The organism is Kitasatospora sp. NPDC090308, from assembly GCF_044769485.1.
In the GTDB taxonomy this organism is placed as follows: Bacteria; Actinomycetota; Actinomycetes; order Streptomycetales; family Streptomycetaceae; genus Kitasatospora; species Kitasatospora fiedleri.
The window spans coordinates 13,756-29,455 of record NZ_JBIVXY010000027.1 but is presented as its reverse complement, the minus strand read 5'-3'; the positions used below and the strand labels follow the sequence as shown (position 1 = coordinate 29,455).

General features: G+C 75.9%; 14 protein-coding genes. 3 read left to right on the top strand and 11 right to left on the bottom strand.

The features are described 5' to 3' along the window. Window positions 1–71: 71 nt before the first annotated feature. From glpK to ACIQVD_RS33235, 5 genes are all read right to left on the bottom strand, one after another. Complete coding sequence (gene glpK, locus ACIQVD_RS33255) at window positions 72–1,601, bottom strand: glycerol kinase GlpK (RefSeq protein ID WP_400693698.1); 1,530 nt, start codon at window positions 1,599–1,601, stop codon at window positions 72–74. Between the two features lie 197 nt (window positions 1,602–1,798). After that, window positions 1,799–2,566, bottom strand: coding sequence for an IclR family transcriptional regulator (locus tag ACIQVD_RS33250; RefSeq protein ID WP_100835387.1), 768 nt, complete (start codon window positions 2,564–2,566; stop codon window positions 1,799–1,801). 269 nt (window positions 2,567–2,835) lie between these two features. After that, window positions 2,836–4,014 (bottom strand): serpin family protein, encoded by a 1,179-nt coding sequence (locus ACIQVD_RS33245; RefSeq protein ID WP_402292617.1) that lies wholly within the window; start codon window positions 4,012–4,014, stop codon window positions 2,836–2,838. A 165-nt stretch (window positions 4,015–4,179) separates the two neighbouring features. Then, a complete protein-coding gene (mmuM, locus tag ACIQVD_RS33240) occupies window positions 4,180–5,151 on the bottom strand; it encodes a homocysteine S-methyltransferase (protein WP_400693690.1) in 972 nt (323 codons plus the stop codon). 142 nt (window positions 5,152–5,293) lie between these two features. Beyond that, window positions 5,294–5,779 (bottom strand): carboxymuconolactone decarboxylase family protein, encoded by a 486-nt coding sequence (locus ACIQVD_RS33235; protein WP_400693687.1) that lies wholly within the window; start codon window positions 5,777–5,779, stop codon window positions 5,294–5,296. A gap of 337 nt (window positions 5,780–6,116) precedes the next feature. Here ACIQVD_RS33235 and ACIQVD_RS33230 point away from each other — a divergent pair, with 337 nt between their 5' ends. After that, entirely contained in the window at window positions 6,117–6,656 is a 540-nt protein-coding gene (locus ACIQVD_RS33230) for an EF-hand domain-containing protein (RefSeq protein ID WP_400693686.1), read from the top strand. A gap of 203 nt (window positions 6,657–6,859) precedes the next feature. On the opposite strand, the gene ACIQVD_RS33225 is transcribed toward ACIQVD_RS33230, so the two are convergent. The 6 genes from ACIQVD_RS33225 to ACIQVD_RS33200 all read right to left on the bottom strand — a co-directional run bounded on the left by ACIQVD_RS33225 (window position 6,860) and on the right by ACIQVD_RS33200 (window position 13,036). Then, complete coding sequence (locus ACIQVD_RS33225) at window positions 6,860–7,306, bottom strand: DUF6917 domain-containing protein (RefSeq protein ID WP_100835382.1); 447 nt, start codon at window positions 7,304–7,306, stop codon at window positions 6,860–6,862. Continuing rightward, on the bottom strand, window positions 7,303–8,277 hold the full coding sequence (locus ACIQVD_RS33220) for a Gfo/Idh/MocA family protein (RefSeq protein ID WP_402292616.1): 975 nt from the start codon (window positions 8,275–8,277) through the stop codon (window positions 7,303–7,305). The genes ACIQVD_RS33225 and ACIQVD_RS33220 overlap by 4 nt, the downstream gene beginning before the upstream one ends. After that, window positions 8,274–9,449 (bottom strand): Ldh family oxidoreductase, encoded by a 1,176-nt coding sequence (locus ACIQVD_RS33215; protein ID WP_400693680.1) that lies wholly within the window; start codon window positions 9,447–9,449, stop codon window positions 8,274–8,276. The genes ACIQVD_RS33220 and ACIQVD_RS33215 overlap by 4 nt, the downstream gene beginning before the upstream one ends. 101 nt (window positions 9,450–9,550) lie before the next feature. Next, window positions 9,551–10,900 carry a M20/M25/M40 family metallo-hydrolase gene (locus tag ACIQVD_RS33210; protein ID WP_402292615.1) on the bottom strand — a complete coding sequence of 450 codons (1,350 nt, stop codon included), beginning with the start codon at window positions 10,898–10,900 and terminating at the stop codon, window positions 9,551–9,553. After that, entirely contained in the window at window positions 10,890–11,912 is a 1,023-nt protein-coding gene (locus tag ACIQVD_RS33205) for a sugar phosphate isomerase/epimerase family protein (RefSeq protein WP_402292614.1), read from the bottom strand. The genes ACIQVD_RS33210 and ACIQVD_RS33205 overlap by 11 nt, the downstream gene beginning before the upstream one ends. Window positions 11,913–11,983: 71 nt before the next feature. Beyond that, window positions 11,984–13,036, bottom strand: coding sequence for a hypothetical protein (locus ACIQVD_RS33200; RefSeq protein WP_400693671.1), 1,053 nt, complete (start codon window positions 13,034–13,036; stop codon window positions 11,984–11,986). A gap of 267 nt (window positions 13,037–13,303) precedes the next feature. Here ACIQVD_RS33200 and ACIQVD_RS33195 point away from each other — a divergent pair, with 267 nt between their 5' ends. Then, entirely contained in the window at window positions 13,304–14,473 is a 1,170-nt protein-coding gene (locus tag ACIQVD_RS33195; protein ID WP_400693668.1) for a DegT/DnrJ/EryC1/StrS family aminotransferase, read from the top strand. A 7-nt stretch (window positions 14,474–14,480) separates the two neighbouring features. Next, window positions 14,481–15,692: a DegT/DnrJ/EryC1/StrS family aminotransferase gene (locus tag ACIQVD_RS33190; RefSeq protein WP_402292613.1), complete on the top strand. Its 1,212-nt coding sequence runs from the start codon at window positions 14,481–14,483 to the stop codon at window positions 15,690–15,692. The last annotated feature ends 8 nt before the right edge of the window (window positions 15,693–15,700 follow it).

The window sequence follows — 15,700 nt, the reverse complement described above, 5'->3', positions numbered from 1 at the left end:
TGTGCGGCCGGTCCGCGTCTCCTTCCGATCGGTGGGGTCCTGCGGCGAGCAGGGTCTTGCGGCAGGCGGAGTCAGAGCTGCGGTGGGTCGTCCGGCTCGTCCTGGTCGATCCAGCCCATGGTGCGCTCCACGGCCTTCAACCAGTTGCGGTGCTCGCGCTCGCGCGTGTCGGCGGCCATCCGGGGCGTCCACTCGGCGGCCCGGTGCCAGTTGGCCCGCAGGGTCTCCAGGCCGTCCCAGAAGCCGACCGCCAGGCCCGCCGCGTAGGCCGCGCCCAGCGCGGTGGTCTCGGCCACGTAGGGGCGCTCCACCGGGACGTCCAGCACGTCGGCGATGTACTGCATCAGCAGGTTGTTGGAGGTCATGCCGCCGTCGACCTTCAGCGCACTCAGCGTGACCCCGGAGTCCTTCTGCATCGCGTCCACCACCTCGCGGGTCTGCCAGGCCGTCGCCTCCAGCACCGCCCGGGCCAGGTGCCCCTTGGTGACGTACCTGGTCAGCCCGGTGATCACGCCGCGCGCGTCGGCCCGCCAGTACGGGGCGAACAGGCCGGAGAACGCGGGCACCACGTACGCGCCGCCGTTGTCCTCGACGGTGCCCGCCAGGGTCTCGATCTCGGCGGCGGTGGAGATGATGCCGAGCTGGTCGCGCAGCCACTGCACCAGCGAGCCGGTCACCGCGATCGAGCCCTCCAGGGCGTACACCGGGGGCCGGTCGCCGATCCGGAAGCCGACCGTGGTGAGCAGGCCGTGGTACGAGTTGACGATCCGTCCGCCGGTGTTCAGCAGCAGGAACGTGCCGGTGCCGTAGGTCGACTTGGCCTCGCCCTCGGCGAAGCAGGTCTGGCCGAACAGCGCCGCCTGCTGGTCGCCGAGCGCCGCCGCGACCGGCACGCCCGCCAGGTCGCCGACCGCCTCGCCGTACACCTCGGCGGAGGAGCGGATCTCCGGCAGCATCGCCAGCGGGACGCCCATCGACTCGGCGATCCGCTCGTCCCACTGGAGGGTGTGCAGGTTCATCAGCAGGGTGCGGGAGGCATTGGTGACGTCGGTGACGTGCCGGCCGCCGTCCACGCCGCCGGTCAGGTTCCAGATCAGCCAGCTGTCGACCGTCCCGAACAGCACGTCCCCGGCCTCGGCGCGCTCGCGCAGGCCCTCGACGTGGTCCAGCAGCCAGCGGATCTTCGGACCGGCGAAGTAGCTGGCCAGCGGCAGGCCGGTCTCCCGGCGGAACCGGTCCTGCCCGACGTTGCGCCCCAGCTCGCGGCAGAGCGCCTCGGTGCGGGTGTCCTGCCAGACGATCGCGTTGTGCACCGGCTCGCCGGTGTGCCGGTCCCACAGCACCGTGGTCTCGCGCTGGTTGGTGATGCCCACCGCCCGGACGTCCGCCGCGGTCAGCCCCGCCTTCCCCAGCGCGCCGCGCACCACCGAGCGCACCCTGGTCCAGATCTCGGCCGGGTCGTGCTCCACCCAGCCGGGCTGCGGGAAGATCTGCGCGTGCTCCTGCTGCTCGACGGCGACGATCCGGCCGTCCGCGTCGAACAGGATGCACCGGCTGGACGTGGTGCCCTGGTCGATCGCGGCGATGTGGCTGGCAGTCATACGGTTCCTCGGCTCACGGACGTCAACGGGGCGGGGGTGACCATTCGTCAGTCCCCGTGCGCGCGGGTCCGGCAAACCAGGCGGGCGGGCGGTCCGCCGGGCCCCTCCGGACGCCGTTCGACAATGTCGAACAACCTTCGGAAGCCAACCGCAGCCGGACGCCCCCCGTCAAGGCGGTGTGACGCACGCCCCCGGGTTCAGAACCGGTGCGCGCCCAGGTCCCGGGAGATCGCCCGGGCCGCCGTCCGCACCGAGGCCACCAGCGACGGACGCACCGCGCCGTCCGGGCCGCACACCGTCTCCACCGCGCCCGACACGCACACCGCGCCCACCGGGTTGCGCCGCCGGTCCTGGATCAGCGCCGCCACCGAGGCCACGCCCTCCCAGGTCTCCTCCACCGCGTCCGCCCAGCCGCGCTCGCGCACCAGCGCGCACTGCGCGTCCAGCTCCGCCGGTTCCGTCACGGTCCGGGCCGTGAACGCCTCCCACGGGCCGTCGCCCAACTCGCCGCGCGCCACCGGGTCGTACGCCAGCAGCACCTTGCCCAGCGCGGTCGCGTGCAGCGGCTGCATCGAACCGACCTCCAGCACCTGCCGCGAGTCGTCCGGCCGGAACACGTGGTGCACCACCAGCACCCCGCGCTGGTGCAGCACCCCCAGGTACACCGTCTCCCCGGCCGCCCGCGCCAGGTCGTCCGCCCACACCAGCGCCCGGGCCCGCAGCTCGTGCACGTCCAGGTAGCTCTGGCCCAGCCGCAGCAGCTCCGCGCCCAACTGGTACTTGCCGCTCTCCGGGTCCTGCTCGACGAAGCCCTCCTGCTGGAGCGTGCGCAGGATGCCGTGCGCGGTCCCCTTCGCCAACCCCAGCCCCGTCGCCACCTCCGACAGGCCGAGCCGCCGCTCCCCGCCCGCCAGCAGCCGCAGGATCGCGGCCGCCCGCGACAGCGACTGGATCGCACCGGGCACCCGCCCACCTCCACTGACCACCGGCCGACGATGCCGACCACCACCCGAGAACGGGACGGACCCGCCCCCGAAGACCGTACTACCCGGCACCACCACCACGCGGTACCGTCCCGCCCGGGCGCTCCCCGCCCCGGCAGGGGCGCTGGGGGTTGCGCGGGCAAGCCCGACGGGCCGCGCGCCGTCGGCGCACGACTCCGGTGCACCACCGGCCCGGCACCCGGCACCCGGCCGCCGGTCGCGCCGGCCGGGGCTCCCCGCCCGGGGTTCGCTCAGCCGGTCGCCTCGGTGGGCTCCGCCACCCAGCCCGCGACCAGGACCAGGCCGGTCGGGCGGTGCACGGCGAGGAAGGCGAACGGGCGGTCGTAGCGGGCGGTGGCCCGGCGGACGCGGAGGCCGGGCGGGGCGCCGATCCCGCTCCGGGTCATCGCCACCGCCGTGACCGCGCCCGCCTCGAAGCCCGCCGCGCCGAACTCCGCCACCGCCGCCTGCCGGGCCTGCCCGACCCGCAGCGGGACGCTCCGGCTGATGCCCGGGAAGTGGCTGCCGTCCCCGGCGGCGGTGCGCAGGCCGAACAGCCCGGCGTGCGCCAGCAGGTCCAGCTCCGCCCGGACCTCGAAGGCCACCGTCTCCAGCACGCCGACGTCGCGCGGCGCCGACGCCCGCACCGACTCCAGCGCCAGCCCGGGCCACGGCTCCCCGTCGGCCAGCCCCGCCACCGGCGTCCGCCGCGCCGCCCCCGCCACCAGCTCGAACCCGGCGGACACCACCGCGCCCGGCGCGGCCCGCGGTTCACCGAGCACCAGGTGGACGTCCACCTCGCCGCCGCCCGCGACCCGGACCTCCGTCACCCGCCCCGCCGCCGCGGTCTCCGCCACCGCGATCCGCTCGTACAGCCCGGGGCTCGACACCGAGAGCCTCCGGAACGGCCGCCGGGCCCACGGCCCTTCGGCGGCCCGGCCGCGATCCTCCCGGAACGGCTCCGCCCACCTGGTGCGCACCGTCAGCGCCGAGGCCAGCACCAGCAGCGCGTCCGCCGGCTCCACCGGCATCCGGCGGATCAGGCCGCCGGTCCGGTCCGCGGCCCAGGCGTCCAGCGCGGCCCGGTCCACGGCGGGGTCACCGGTCAACCGCCGCCACAGCGCGGCGCCCAGCCCCGCCACCCACTCCGGCTCCACCTCGACCCCGGGCGCCGTCCACAGCCCGAGCGCGGCCGCACAGCCCGGCACCTCCTCCACCCGCGCCAGCAACTCCCGCGCGGCGGCCGGGGCCTGCCCGGCCGGAACGCCCAGCGCCCGCTCCAGCTCGGCCCGGGCCGGGCCGTCCGCTCCCGAGGCCAGCATCGCCAGCAGCGGCCACACCCCGAGCGCCGTCCACACCTGCCCGGCCCCGGACCCGGCCCCGGACCCCGGCTCCAACTCCCGTCCCCAGCACGCCCCCAGGGCGTTCACCCGCTCGACCGTACCCGCCACGACCAACCCCGTTCCCTCCTCGGCCGTCCCCGCCGACGCTGCTCCCGCCGCAGGGGCGGCGGCGCCACCCGGACCGCCCTCACCACCAGCAGTACCAGACCGGGCGGCCGGGCACCGCCGGACACCCGGCCGGGCCGACCCGGTTCAGCGCGCGGGGCGTTGCAGCACGGCCGCGAGTTCCGCGATCGCGGCCGGGCCCACCCGGCAGCAGCCGCCGACCAGCCGGGCCCCGGCGGCCACCCAGTCCGCCGCCCGCCCGGGGGCGAAGGCCGCCGCGCCCGTCCAGTCCCGGGCCGCCGGGTCCCAGCCCTCCCCGCTGTTGGGGTACGCCACCGCGGGCAGGCCCGTCACCTCCACGGCCAGCGCCACCGCCGCCGACACCTCCTCCGGGGCGCAGCAGTTGACGCCCACCGCCACCACCTCCGGCACCTCCGCCACCAGCGCGAACGCCTCCGAGAGCGGCTCCCCGCCCCGGGTCAACCCATCCGCCGCGCCGAGCGAGAACCACACCGGCAGGCCCAACCCCCGTACGCAGTCCGCGAGCACGGCCGCCTCCAGCAGGTCGGGCACGGTCTCCACCGCCAGCACGTCCGGCCCCGCGGCGGCCAGCACCTCCAGCCGGGGGCGGTGGAACGCCGCCAACTCCCCGGCCGACAGGCCGTAGTGGCCCCGGTACTCGGAGCCGTCCGCCAGGACCGCCCCGTACGGGCCCACCGAGGCCGCCACCCAGCGCGGGCGGCCGTCACCCAGCTCCGCCGACACCTCCTCGGCCGCCAGCCGGGCCACCTCCACGCTCAGCGCCAGCAGCCGGTCCGCCTTCCCCGCGTCCACCCCCCGGGAGGCGAAACCCGGCCGGCTCGCCTGGTAGCTCGCCGTGGTCGCCACCTGCGCGCCCGCCTCGAAGTACGCCCGGTGCGCCGCCACCAGCTGCCGCGGCTGGTCCAGCAGCAGCCGGGCCGACCAGAGCGCGTCCGACAAGTCGCAGCCCTGGTCGGCCAGTCGGTTCGACAGCCCGCCGTCGAGCAGCACCGGCCCGGCCGCCAGCGCCGAGACCAGGTCCCGACCGGCCGGGGAGCCGCCGAAGTCGGAAGGGGAGCCGTCGAAGTCCGTCGCCATCCCTCCAGCCTGCACCTGCCGCCGGTCTCCGGCGAACCGGCCCGGCCCGGACCGGATCGGCCCGGATCGGACCGGCCCGGATCGACCCCGATCGGACCGGTCCAGGGTCTGCGGGGGCTCCCGCGCTGCGGGCCCGGCGCGGTCAGGGCGTCCCGGCCGCCACCGGGCGCGAGGTGACCGCGATCCGGTTGTAGGTGTTCACCACGGCCGCCGCCCAGGCCACGAACGCCGCCTCCGGCTCCGACAGCACCGACAGCGCGGCCCGCCGGGCCCGGACGCCCTCCGCCCGGTCGGTCAGCCGGGTGACCGCCTCGGCCAGGGCGAGCGCGGCCCGCTCCCGGGGCGTGAACAGCCCGGACTCCCGCCACACCACCAGCTGCGCCAGCCGCTCGTCCTGCTCGCCCGCCTTCCGGGCGGCCGTGGTGTGCAGGTCGACGCAGTACACGCAGCCGTTCAGCTGCGAGCAGCGCAGCCGCACCAGTTCCAGCAGCAGCGGCTCCAGCCCGGCCGCCGCCGCGGCCTCCTCCACCGCCCCGTGCAGGGCGTGCACGGCGGCGAACGCCTGCGGGCCCAGCTCGATCATCGGGAGCGGCGGGAGGGCGGGGAGCTGCGGGAGCGTTTCGGTCATCCTTCGAGCGTAGGGGCGGGTCGGCCCCCGGGCCGGGCGGAGAACGGCCTGATCACCCACTCGGGAGGCAACTGTCGAAACAGTTGACGGTATCCCCAAATCGTGGCGGGGGAGCGCCCGTTCAAGGGCCGCAGAGGTGATGCGACGTCAACGAAGCGACCGAGTCACCCGGTTGGCCGCACGTGTGCGATCCGTCGCTCACCGTGCCGGTAGTGTGACGTTCCGTTGCCGCACCGATTGTGTGACGGCTCATCCGAAAGCACTGCCGGGCGCCGTTCGCCGGCCTGTCCCTGGGCCGGTCGGCGCCCGCACCGGACTCACACTGGAGAACTCCGAGATGACCACTTCCGTGCAGCTCGACCGTACCCAGAAGCGCTTCGACCTCTGGGACGTGAACGGCGACGGCCAGATCGACCGCTCCGACTGGGACGCCGAGGCCAAGCGCATCCTGCAGGCCTTCGGCGAGGCCCCGGTCTCCCCGGCCGGCCGCGCGCTGACCGACGCCTACCTCGGCATGTGGAGCTTCTTCGCCGAGAAGGCGGGCATCGACGAGCAGACCGGCGCGCTCACCCCCGAGCAGTTCAACCACATCGCCGAGGAGCACATCCTGGAGAACGGCGGCGCCGGCTTCGGCCGCGTCGTCAAGCCGACCATCCAGGCCATCGTCGAGCTGGTCGACGTGGACGGCGACGGCCAGGTCAACCCGGCCGAGTTCAAGACCTGGCTGGACACGATCGGCGTCTCCAACATCGACCCGGCGGACGCCTTCCGCCAGATCGACGCCAACGGTGACGGCCAGCTCTCCGTGGACGAGCTGGTCCAGGCCGTGCGCGCCTACCACCTGGGCGACCTCGACGTCCCGCTGCTGGGCCGCTGAACAGCCGGTACGACAGCACCGGTCGGCCTGACCGGCCCGGCCGACGGCCACTGACGGCCGACGGTCGCCGCTGACGCCCGAAGGGCCCGGAACGGGGATGGCGCCCCCCGCTCCGGGCCCTGCTGTCGTCCTCTTTGCCGTCCCGCCGTCGACCGAACCCGTCCCGTCGTCGACCGGACCCGTCCCGCCGTCGCCGGGCCCGGTCAGCCCCCGGCCGGGACGAACCGCACCGGCAGCTCCGGCCGCAGGTCCAGCGACTCCCCGGTCAGCAGGCGGTCGGCCGCGATCAGCACGTTGTAGTGGTTGGGGAAGTGGCAGGCGTCGAAGCCCAGCACCGTGCCCACCCGGTGCTCGCCGACGAACACCTCGTCACCCCGGTCCAGCACCCCGGCCACCGCGATCTCCGCGAACCCCAGGAAACCCACCCGGTCGATCCGGGCCCCCGCCGCGGTGTCCCGCTGGTCGGTGGTCACCAACTCGTGCACCTCGCCCGCCCGTACGCACCGGCTGGCGAACGGCTCCAGGCTCATCCCGCGCTCCGTCCGGCTGTGCAGCAGCACCTTCACCAGCGTGCCGGTCACCGTCCGCTTCGGCCCGTTCTCGCGCACCGGCGGCCGCTGCGGGAAGAGCGCCGCCCGCTCCCGGATCATCCGCGCACCTCCGCCCGCGCCGCCGTCCCGGCCCCGGCCCGGTACGCCGCCTCGACCACCCGCAGCGCGTCCACCCCGTCCGGGCCCCGGTCCGTCGCGCCGTTCGCCGCACCGTCCGTCAAGCCGTCCGTTCCGCCGCGCAGCAGCCCGGCGAACGCGTCGACGATGCCCTCGTACTCGTGCCACAGCGACTGCTTGAAGCCCGCGTGCCCGGCCAGCAGGTCCGCCCGCAGCACCGAGCCGTCCGCCGACTCCACCGTGACGTCCTTGAGCTCGCCCGGGTACGACCAGTCCAGCTCGATCCGGCCGCGCACCCCGTCCGCCCCGGCCAGCTCCAGCTCCGCGTACCGGTCCACCCCGCCGCCGTCCCGCACCACCCGCGCGCCGGACAGCTCCATCCGGCCCGCCAGCAGCCGCACCAGGTCGTACGCGTTCGGGCCGTTGTCGGCGACGCAGCCGCCGCCGCACCGCTCCGGGTCCAGGTACCAGCGGTCCCGGCCGACGTGCTCCTCGATCCGCTCGAAGTAGCGCACCGTCACCGAGCGCACCGGCACCGGCCGTTCGGCGAGCGCCGCGCCCAGCTCCCGCACCGCCGCGTTGTACCGCCGGTGGAACGCGGTGAACAGCGGCACCCGCCGTTCGGCCGCCAGCGCCGCCAGCTCCTCGCCCTCCGCGGCCCGCAGCGCCAGCGGCTTCTCCACGCACACCGGCAGGCCCGCCCGCAGCGCGTCCCGGCAGATCGCCAGGTGCAGGTCGTTCGGGACGGTCACCACGACGGCGTCCAGCCCGCCCGCCGCCAGCAGCTCCCGGTGGTCCGTGAAGCAGGCCACCCGGCCGCCGAACGGCTCCAGCACGGCGGCGTCCCGGTCGCACACCGCCACCAACTCCACCCCCGGCACCCGCTCCAGCGCGGCCAGGTAGAACCGCGAGATCACCCCGAGCCCGACCACCCCGAACCGCAGCCCGCTCACCGCCCGCCCTCCGTCCCCGTGACCGCCCCCGCAGCCGTTCCGGCGACCGTTCCGGCCACCGGACGAATGCCGAACTCCGCGGCAATGGAGGCGAGTTCGGCCAACAGCGGCGCGGCCAGCGGCACTCCGTCACGGTGCGACTCGGCGGTGCGCCGGGCCTCGTGCCAGCCCGGGTACACCACCGGGCCGCAACTCCCTTCCGCCGGAGGGCAGTCCAGCACCGTCCCGAACAGGGTCCGGGCGTCCAGGGCCACCTGGCCGGCGTCCCGGAGCGTCGCCGGGGCGATCGCCAGCGCGAAGACGCCGATGTCGTCGTCCCGCCCGGACGGCCGCCCGTCCCCGTCCAGCGCGGCCGGCTCCGGGCCCAGCCCCGCCCCCGGCAGCAGCGCCGCCAGCACCTCCACCATCAGCCCCAGCCCGAAGCCCTTGAACTCGCCGCCCGCACCGGACCCCAGCCACAGCAGGTGCGCCTCGCCCCGGTCGAACGCGCCCGGATCGGTCACCGGCCGCCCGTCCGGCCCCGCCAGCCACCCCTCCGGGATCGGCCGACCCGCCCGCTCCGCCGCCCGGACCCGGCCGGTCGGCACCGCCGTGGTGCTCATGTCCAGCACGTACGGCGGCAGTTCACCCGCCGGCGCGGCCACGCTCCACGGGTTCGTGCCCAGCAGCGCCACCGCACCGCCCGGCGGCCGGGCGATCCGCTGCCGACCGCAGTTCGACGCCAGCAGCCCGATCATCCCGCGCCCGGTGACCCGCGCCGCGTGGTGGCCCGCACAGCCGAAGTGGGTGGCTCGGCGCACCGACACCAGCCCGATCCCGTGCCGCTCGGCCCGCTCCGCCGCCAGTTCCATCGCCGCCCCGGCCTGCCACAGCCCGAGCGCCCCCGCCGCGTCCACCAGCACCGCCGCCCCCCGGTCCGCCACCACCTCCGGCTCCGCCAGCGGATCGGCCCGGCCCTCCGCCAGCAGCGGCAGGTAGAGCCGCCCCAGATTGGCCAGCCCGTGCGAGTCCATCCCGGCGGCGTCGCCGTAGCACAGCGCCTCCGCCGCCGCCCGGGCCCGCTCGGGCGGCAGCCGGTGCGCGGTGAACACCTCGGTGGTGAAACGGATCAGATCGGCGTACGGGACGCGGACGGTACCGGCGGCACTGGGCGCGGACGCCACGGTGGTCACGGGGAACAGCCTCCAGACAGGGCTTCGAGCAGGGCTTCGAGCGGGACGTAGAGCAGGACTTCGGGCGGGACTTCGGGTGGGTGCCGGAGCAGGCGGGCGGCTCAGGGTCGGTGGCGGGCGAAGGCCACCAGCAGCCGGGCCACCGCCGAGGCGAAGGCGTCGAGCTGCGCCGCCTCGGCGAACTCGCCCGCCGCGTGCGCCCGGTTGGCGCCGAGGTCGCCGGGGCCGAGCACCACGGTGAACGAGTCGTCCGGCAGGTCGGCGGCCCAGATCGCGTCGCAGGTGAAGGCCGGTTCCCCGTCCGGCACCCGGGGGATGCCGGCCCGCCGGGTCAGCAGGTCCTCGAACCCCGGGTGCCGGCCGTCCAGGACCGGCAGGCCGCGCTTGGGCCAGTCCAGCCGGGTGATCCGGGCGCAGTCGGCGGCCGTCCGGGCGAACTCCGACAGCCCGGCGAACCCGTGGCGGAACGCGTCCAGCCCGGAGCGGACCGCCGCCTCGACCGCGGCCTCCACCCGGCGGCCCGAACCCGCGTCCCGGTAGGGGAGGTTGAGCAGCAGTTCGCCGCTCCCGTAGACCCGGTTGTGCAGCGGGCCGGTGCCCAGGCCCGCCACGCACACCGGGTCGCGCGGGCCGGGCAGGCGGCCCAGCTCCCGTGCCAGGTGCTGGGCGAGGAAGCCGAGCAGCACCGTCGCGTTGTGGCCCGCGCCCGGGCAGTCGTCGATCGCGTCCTCGCCGCGCACCCGCAGCCGGGCGGTGGTGGCGGCGGTGGCGCGCGGCAGGTAGCGCAGGCCGGTCGGCTCGCAGAACACGTTCAGCGCGCCCACGTACCCGGCCCCGACCAGCGGACGGGTGCCGAACACGCCCATCGCGCCGCCCTCCTCGCCGGACACCGCCTGCACCAGCACCCCGACCTCGCGCCCGACCCGGGGCTCCGCCGCCACCGCCGTCCGGAGGCCGGCCAGCAGCGCCACCGCCGGGCCCTTGGCGTCGATCGCGCCCCGCCCGGTGAACCGCCGCCCGTCGAACCCCACCGGCTCCGACCCGGCCACCGTGTCCAGGTGCACGTTGAACATCACCGTCGCCGCCCGGGGCAGCTCCGGCCCGAGGCGCAGCACCAGACTCGGCTGGCAGGCCAGGAACCCGGGCACCTCGGCGACCGCCTGCTCGACCGTCAACGGCACGCCGGGGCGGTCGAGTTCGTCCGGGCCGGGCGCACCGCGGTACAGCTCCACCAGCCCGAGGCCGGCCGCCGCCCGCGCGTACACCCCCAGCGCCTCGGGCAGCAGCGGCAGCGGCGCGCCCGGGCCGGTCTCCAGCGGCCCGGCGGTGGGCAGCCGCAGCAGCTCCAGCAGCAACTCCCGCTCGTCCGGCGAGAGTTCCGCTACGACCTGGTCGGCCGCCGGGGCGCGCTCCACCACCCCCGCCCCGGACGGCACCGGCTCAGTGGGCATCGGACACCGCGCCTTCCCGGGCCGCCGACGCACCCGCGACCGGCCCGTCCGCGACCCGTTCGTCCGTGAACCGCCCGTCCGTGGCTCGGGGCACCGGCGCGTCCCGGACCAGGCCGCCCGGGACGAGCCGCCAGCCGGGGGAGTGCGGCAGCACCTCGCGTTCGATCAGGGCGGTCAACGCCCGTCCGGCGGCGACGAATCCGCTGTCGGTGCCGCCGTCCGCCGCCAGGCCCTGGTGCGGCCGGGTGGCCAGGTGCGGTTCCAGCGACCACACCCCGCGCCAGCCGCGCGCGGTCAACAGCCGCAGCGACTCGGCGAGTCGGGCGTCCCCCGCGCCGGGCAGCACGTACCGGGTGTCCTCGCCGTGGCCGACGGCGTCCTTGAGGTGCACGTGGTCGACGTGCCCGACGGTCCGGCGCAGCAGCTCGAACCCGTCGTAGCCGTACGCCGCGCCGTTGCCGGTGTCGTGCAGCAGCCGCAGCCCGGGGCTGTCCACCGAGGCGAGCAGGTCGAGCGCGTTCTCGGCCGAGGCCCCGCCCCAGCCCGCGCAGTTCTCGTGCAGCGCGACCAGGCCGCCGCGGCCCGCGCCGGCCGCGACGCGGCGCATCCGCTCCAGCACCCGCCGACGCCACTCGGCCTCCGGCAGGCCGGTGCCGTTGGGGTAGGACATCACCCGGACCCGGTCGGTGCCGAGCAGGGCGGCGCGCTCGGCGAGGGCGCCGAGCTCCCGCTCCTCGGGCCCGTGGCCGTCGGTGACGTCGGAGGCCCAGTTGCCGATCCGGGAGGCGAGGCCGCAGACCCGGATGCCCCGCCGCCGCAGGGTGCGGGCGAGGGCGGTGACCCGCCCGATCGGCAGGTCGGCGATCCAGACCCCGTCCACCGTGCGCAACTCCAGCTCGCTCCAGCCGAGTTGCTCCAGGGCGTCGAGCTGCCCGGCCAGGTCGGGCGCGGCCTCGTCGCCGATGCCGCCGAACCGGACGGTCGGCCGCCGGCCCACCGGAGTCCGGTCCATCGGCGTCCGGTTCGCCCGCCGCCACCGCGCCGTCCGGCGCCGCCCGGTCCGGCCGCCCTTGCGGAAGGAGCTCACCGGACCGCCACCGCCCGGCCCCCGCCGCCCCGGGGCCCGGACCCGCCGGACCCGCCGGACCCGCCGCCCGCCGCGATCGCCTTGGCGCGGTCGAGCAGCCGCACCACCTCGGTGTTGACCGCCAGGTCGGGGTGGGCCCGCCGCCGCCCCGGGCCCGTCGCCGTCCCGCCGGGGTCGGCCGCGTAGTAGGCGTACGTCTGGGCCAGGAAGCCGCCCAGCGCGTCGTCGTGCAGCAGCTCGGTGCGCTCGCCCTCGTGGTCGATGACGGTGAGCCGGGCGTACGCGTCGGCCTCGCTGCCGGGGAAGTGGCCGATCAGGGTGGAGCGGGCGAGTTCCAGGGTGACCCGGCGCTCGCGCACCGGCGAGGTGAGGTCGGAGCGGATCCGGGTCCACGCCCCGCCGTGGTGCTGGAGGTTGAGCCAGGCGGTGCCGAGCCGGGGCAGCACCCGGCCGTCGACCACCATGTCGGTGCCGCCCGCGCCGGTCACCTCGCCGGGCCCGGCGAGCGCGAGGCAGAGGCCGAGCGAGTGCGGCAGTTCGACGTCGAACGCGGTGGGGTGCCCGTCCCCGGCCAGCGAGCGGGAGAACCGCGGCTTGCGCTGGACGACGTGGATGGTCCGCAGCGGCCCGTACGCGTCCTGGGCGAGCAGCGCGCGCAGCCGATCGGTGAGGCGGCTGCCCAGCCACTGGGCGACCACCACCAGGTCCAGCCCGTACCGGTCGCGCAGCGCGAGCAACTCGTCCAGACCGCGGCTGTCGGCGGCCACCGGCTTCTCCAGCAGCACCCGGCGGTAGCCGAGCCGGCCGAGGGTGTCCAGCGCGGCGGCCCGCTCGGTGGGCGGGGTGCACAGGTGGACGACGGTGCGGTCCGGGTCGAGCAGCCGGGCCGCCTCGGCGAGGGTGGTCGGCCGCAGGTCGGCGGCGGCCCCGGGGCGCCGGTACGGATCGACGGCGAGGACCGGGCCGGCCGCGAACAGCCGGGCGGTGCCGGGTTCGGCGCGCAGGCGGCGCAGCACCGGGAGGTGGAGTCCGTGTCCGGCCCGTCCCATTCCGACGAGTAAGGTCCCGAGTCCGTTCGGCATGGCGGGGCGTCATTCCTTCCGGGTCGCTTCGGCGCTGCTTCGCCCGGTATTCAACCAGCACTTCGGCGGCGATCCGTTCCGCCGTCAAATCGCTTACCGGAAAGGCCATTCGAAGGAGTGAACCGGCTCTCCGCGCCGGGTGGACGGGGTCCGGGCGGCATAGATTCGGGTGCCCGGCAGATTCGGGCACGGACCTTTCCATCCGCTCGATCCATACCATCCGATGAGAGCTTCATGGGTGCCACTACTTCCCCGGGTGTCTCCTTCTTCACCCAGGTCGAGACCTTCGAATCCCTCTGGCCCACCACCCGGCGCCACCTCGACGAACTGATGGACCGCGGCAAGTACTCGCACGGCCCGAAGGTCGAGGAGTTCGAGGCCGCCCTCGCCGCCTGGACCGGCGCCCGGCACGTGGTCGGCGTCAACAGCGGCACCGACGCCCTGGTCCTGCTGCTGCGCGCGGCCGGACTGCGCCCCGGCGACGAGGTGATCGTCCCCGCCTACAGCTTCGTCGCCTCGGCGAGCTCGGTGGTGCTGGCCGGCGGGCGCCCGGTCTTCGCCGACATCGACCCGCTCGGCTACTGCCTCGACCCGGCGAGCGTCGAGGCCGTCCGCACCGACCGCACCCGGATGGTCATGCCGGTCCACCTGTTCCACCAACTCGCCGACCTGCGCGCCCTGCTGGACCTCGCCGACCGGCACGGCCTGACCGTCGTCGAGGACAGCGCCGAGGCGTTCGGCATGCGCTGGGACGGCGTGCACGCCGGACTGCACGGCGCCGGCGGCGTGCTCTCCTTCTTCCCCACCAAGACGCTCGGCGCGATCGGCGACGCCGGCGCCGTCCTCACCGACGACCCCGCCCTCGCCGAAGCCGTCTCCGCGATGCGCCACCACGGCCGCACCGGCCGCACCCTGGACGACTTCCGCACCATCAACCGTCCCACCGAACTGCTCGGCACCAACAGCAAGATGGACGACGTCCAGGCCGCCGTCCTGCTCGCCAAACTCGGCCGCGCCGACCAGGACATCGCCCGCCGCGCCGCCCTCGCCGCCGGCTACACCGAACGCCTGACCGGCACCCCCGGCCTCACCCTGCCCACCGTCCTGGCCCGGGACGCCGCCACCGACCCGGTCTGGTACGTCTACCTGATCGAGTCCGACCACCGCGACGCGCTCGCCGCCCACCTCGCCCGGCACGGCGTCCAGACCGAGACGTACTACCCGACGCCGCTGCACCTCCAGCCCTGCTTCGCCGAACTCGGCCACCGCCCGGGCGAGTTCCCGCACGCCGAAGCCGCCTGCGACCGCGCCCTCGCGCTGCCGCTCTACCCCGACCTCGCCGACCACGAACTGGACCTGGTCAGCGACCTGGTCCGCGACTTCCAGCACGGAAAGCAGCGCTGACCCGCCGATGACCACCAGCACCGCCGCCACCGGCACCACGAGCACTACTAGCACCACGAGCACCACCGGCACCGCCCGGGCCGGTACCACCGAGGCCGCCACCGCCACCATCCCGTTCTTCCCGCCCGACCTGTTCGAGGACGACCGCCGCCTGCTGCTCGACACCGTCCACGAGGTCGCCACCGACCCGGCCCAGCGCTTCATCCTCGGCGAGCGCACCGCCCGCTTCGAGGACCTGCTCCGCACCGACCTCGGCACCGAGGACGTCATCGCCTGCGGCAGCGGCACCACCGCACTCACCCTGATCCTGCGCGCCCTGGGCATCGGCCCCGGCGACGAGGTGGTCGTCCCCGCCTTCGGCTGCGCCCCGCTCGCCAACACCGTCCTCGGCGTCGGCGCCACCCCGGTGTTCGCCGACATCGACCCGCACACCCTGGTCATGGACCCGGACGCGGCCGAGGCGCTGATCACCCCCCGCACCAGGGCGCTGATGCCCGCCCACATGTTCTCCGTGATGGCCGACATGCCGCGCCTGCGCGCCCTGGCCACCCGCCACGGCCTGCGCCTGATCGAGGACTCCGCGGTCGCCCAGGGCGCCGTCCTGGACGGCCGCCCGGCCGGCACCTGGGGCGACGCGGGCGTCTTCTCCTTCGTCCAGGTGAAGTCCTTCGGCGGTCCCGGCGAAGGCGGCGTCGTGGTCACCGGGGACCGCGAACTCGCCCGCACCGTACGGATGCTGCGCAACCACGGCCAGGACGGCGTGCACCGCTTCCGGCACCACCTGATCGGCCTGAACAGCCGCTTCGACGAGGTCCTCGCCGCCTTCCAACTGCGCCGACACCCCGGCCTGGCCGCCCGGCTGGCCCGCCGCGCCGAGATCGCCGCCCACTACACCGCGCACTTCACCCCGCTCGCCGCCCGCGGCGTCCTCCCGCCCCCGTCCGGCACCGACGGCCGCTGCTACTACGTCTACACGCTGCTCGCCGAACGCCGCGACGACCTTCGGCGCCACCTGGCCGCGCACGGCGTCGACAGCCACGTCTACTACCCGCAGCCGCTGCCCCACCAGCCCGCCTTCGCCCACGCCGCCCCCGCCGACGGCCACTGGCCGAACGCCGAACGCGCCGCCCGGCAGTGCCTGTCCCTCCCGGTCTACCCGCACCTCACGGACGCCCAGGTCGAACGGATCACCACCGCCGTCCTCACCTTCCCGGCCTGACCGGCGCC

Excerpts from the sequence above, each read along its gene's own strand:
- glpK (WP_400693698.1), bottom strand. The coding sequence starts at position 1,601 with ATGACTGCCAGCCACATCGCCGCGATCGACCAGGGCACCACGTCCAGC.
- mmuM (WP_400693690.1), bottom strand. The coding sequence starts at position 5,151 with ATGGCGACGGACTTCGACGGCTCCCCTTCCGACTTCGGCGGCTCCCCG.
- ACIQVD_RS33235 (WP_400693687.1), bottom strand. The coding sequence starts at position 5,779 with ATGACCGAAACGCTCCCGCAGCTCCCCGCCCTCCCGCCGCTCCCGATG.
- ACIQVD_RS33230 (WP_400693686.1), top strand. The coding sequence starts at position 6,117 with ATGACCACTTCCGTGCAGCTCGACCGTACCCAGAAGCGCTTCGACCTC.
- ACIQVD_RS33225 (WP_100835382.1), bottom strand. The coding sequence starts at position 7,306 with ATGATCCGGGAGCGGGCGGCGCTCTTCCCGCAGCGGCCGCCGGTGCGC.
- ACIQVD_RS33210 (WP_402292615.1), bottom strand. The coding sequence starts at position 10,900 with ATGCCCACTGAGCCGGTGCCGTCCGGGGCGGGGGTGGTGGAGCGCGCC.
- ACIQVD_RS33205 (WP_402292614.1), bottom strand. The coding sequence starts at position 11,912 with ATGGACCGGACTCCGGTGGGCCGGCGGCCGACCGTCCGGTTCGGCGGC.
- ACIQVD_RS33200 (WP_400693671.1), bottom strand. The coding sequence starts at position 13,036 with ATGGGACGGGCCGGACACGGACTCCACCTCCCGGTGCTGCGCCGCCTG.
- ACIQVD_RS33195 (WP_400693668.1), top strand. The coding sequence starts at position 13,304 with ATGGGTGCCACTACTTCCCCGGGTGTCTCCTTCTTCACCCAGGTCGAG.
- ACIQVD_RS33190 (WP_402292613.1), top strand. The coding sequence starts at position 14,481 with ATGACCACCAGCACCGCCGCCACCGGCACCACGAGCACTACTAGCACC.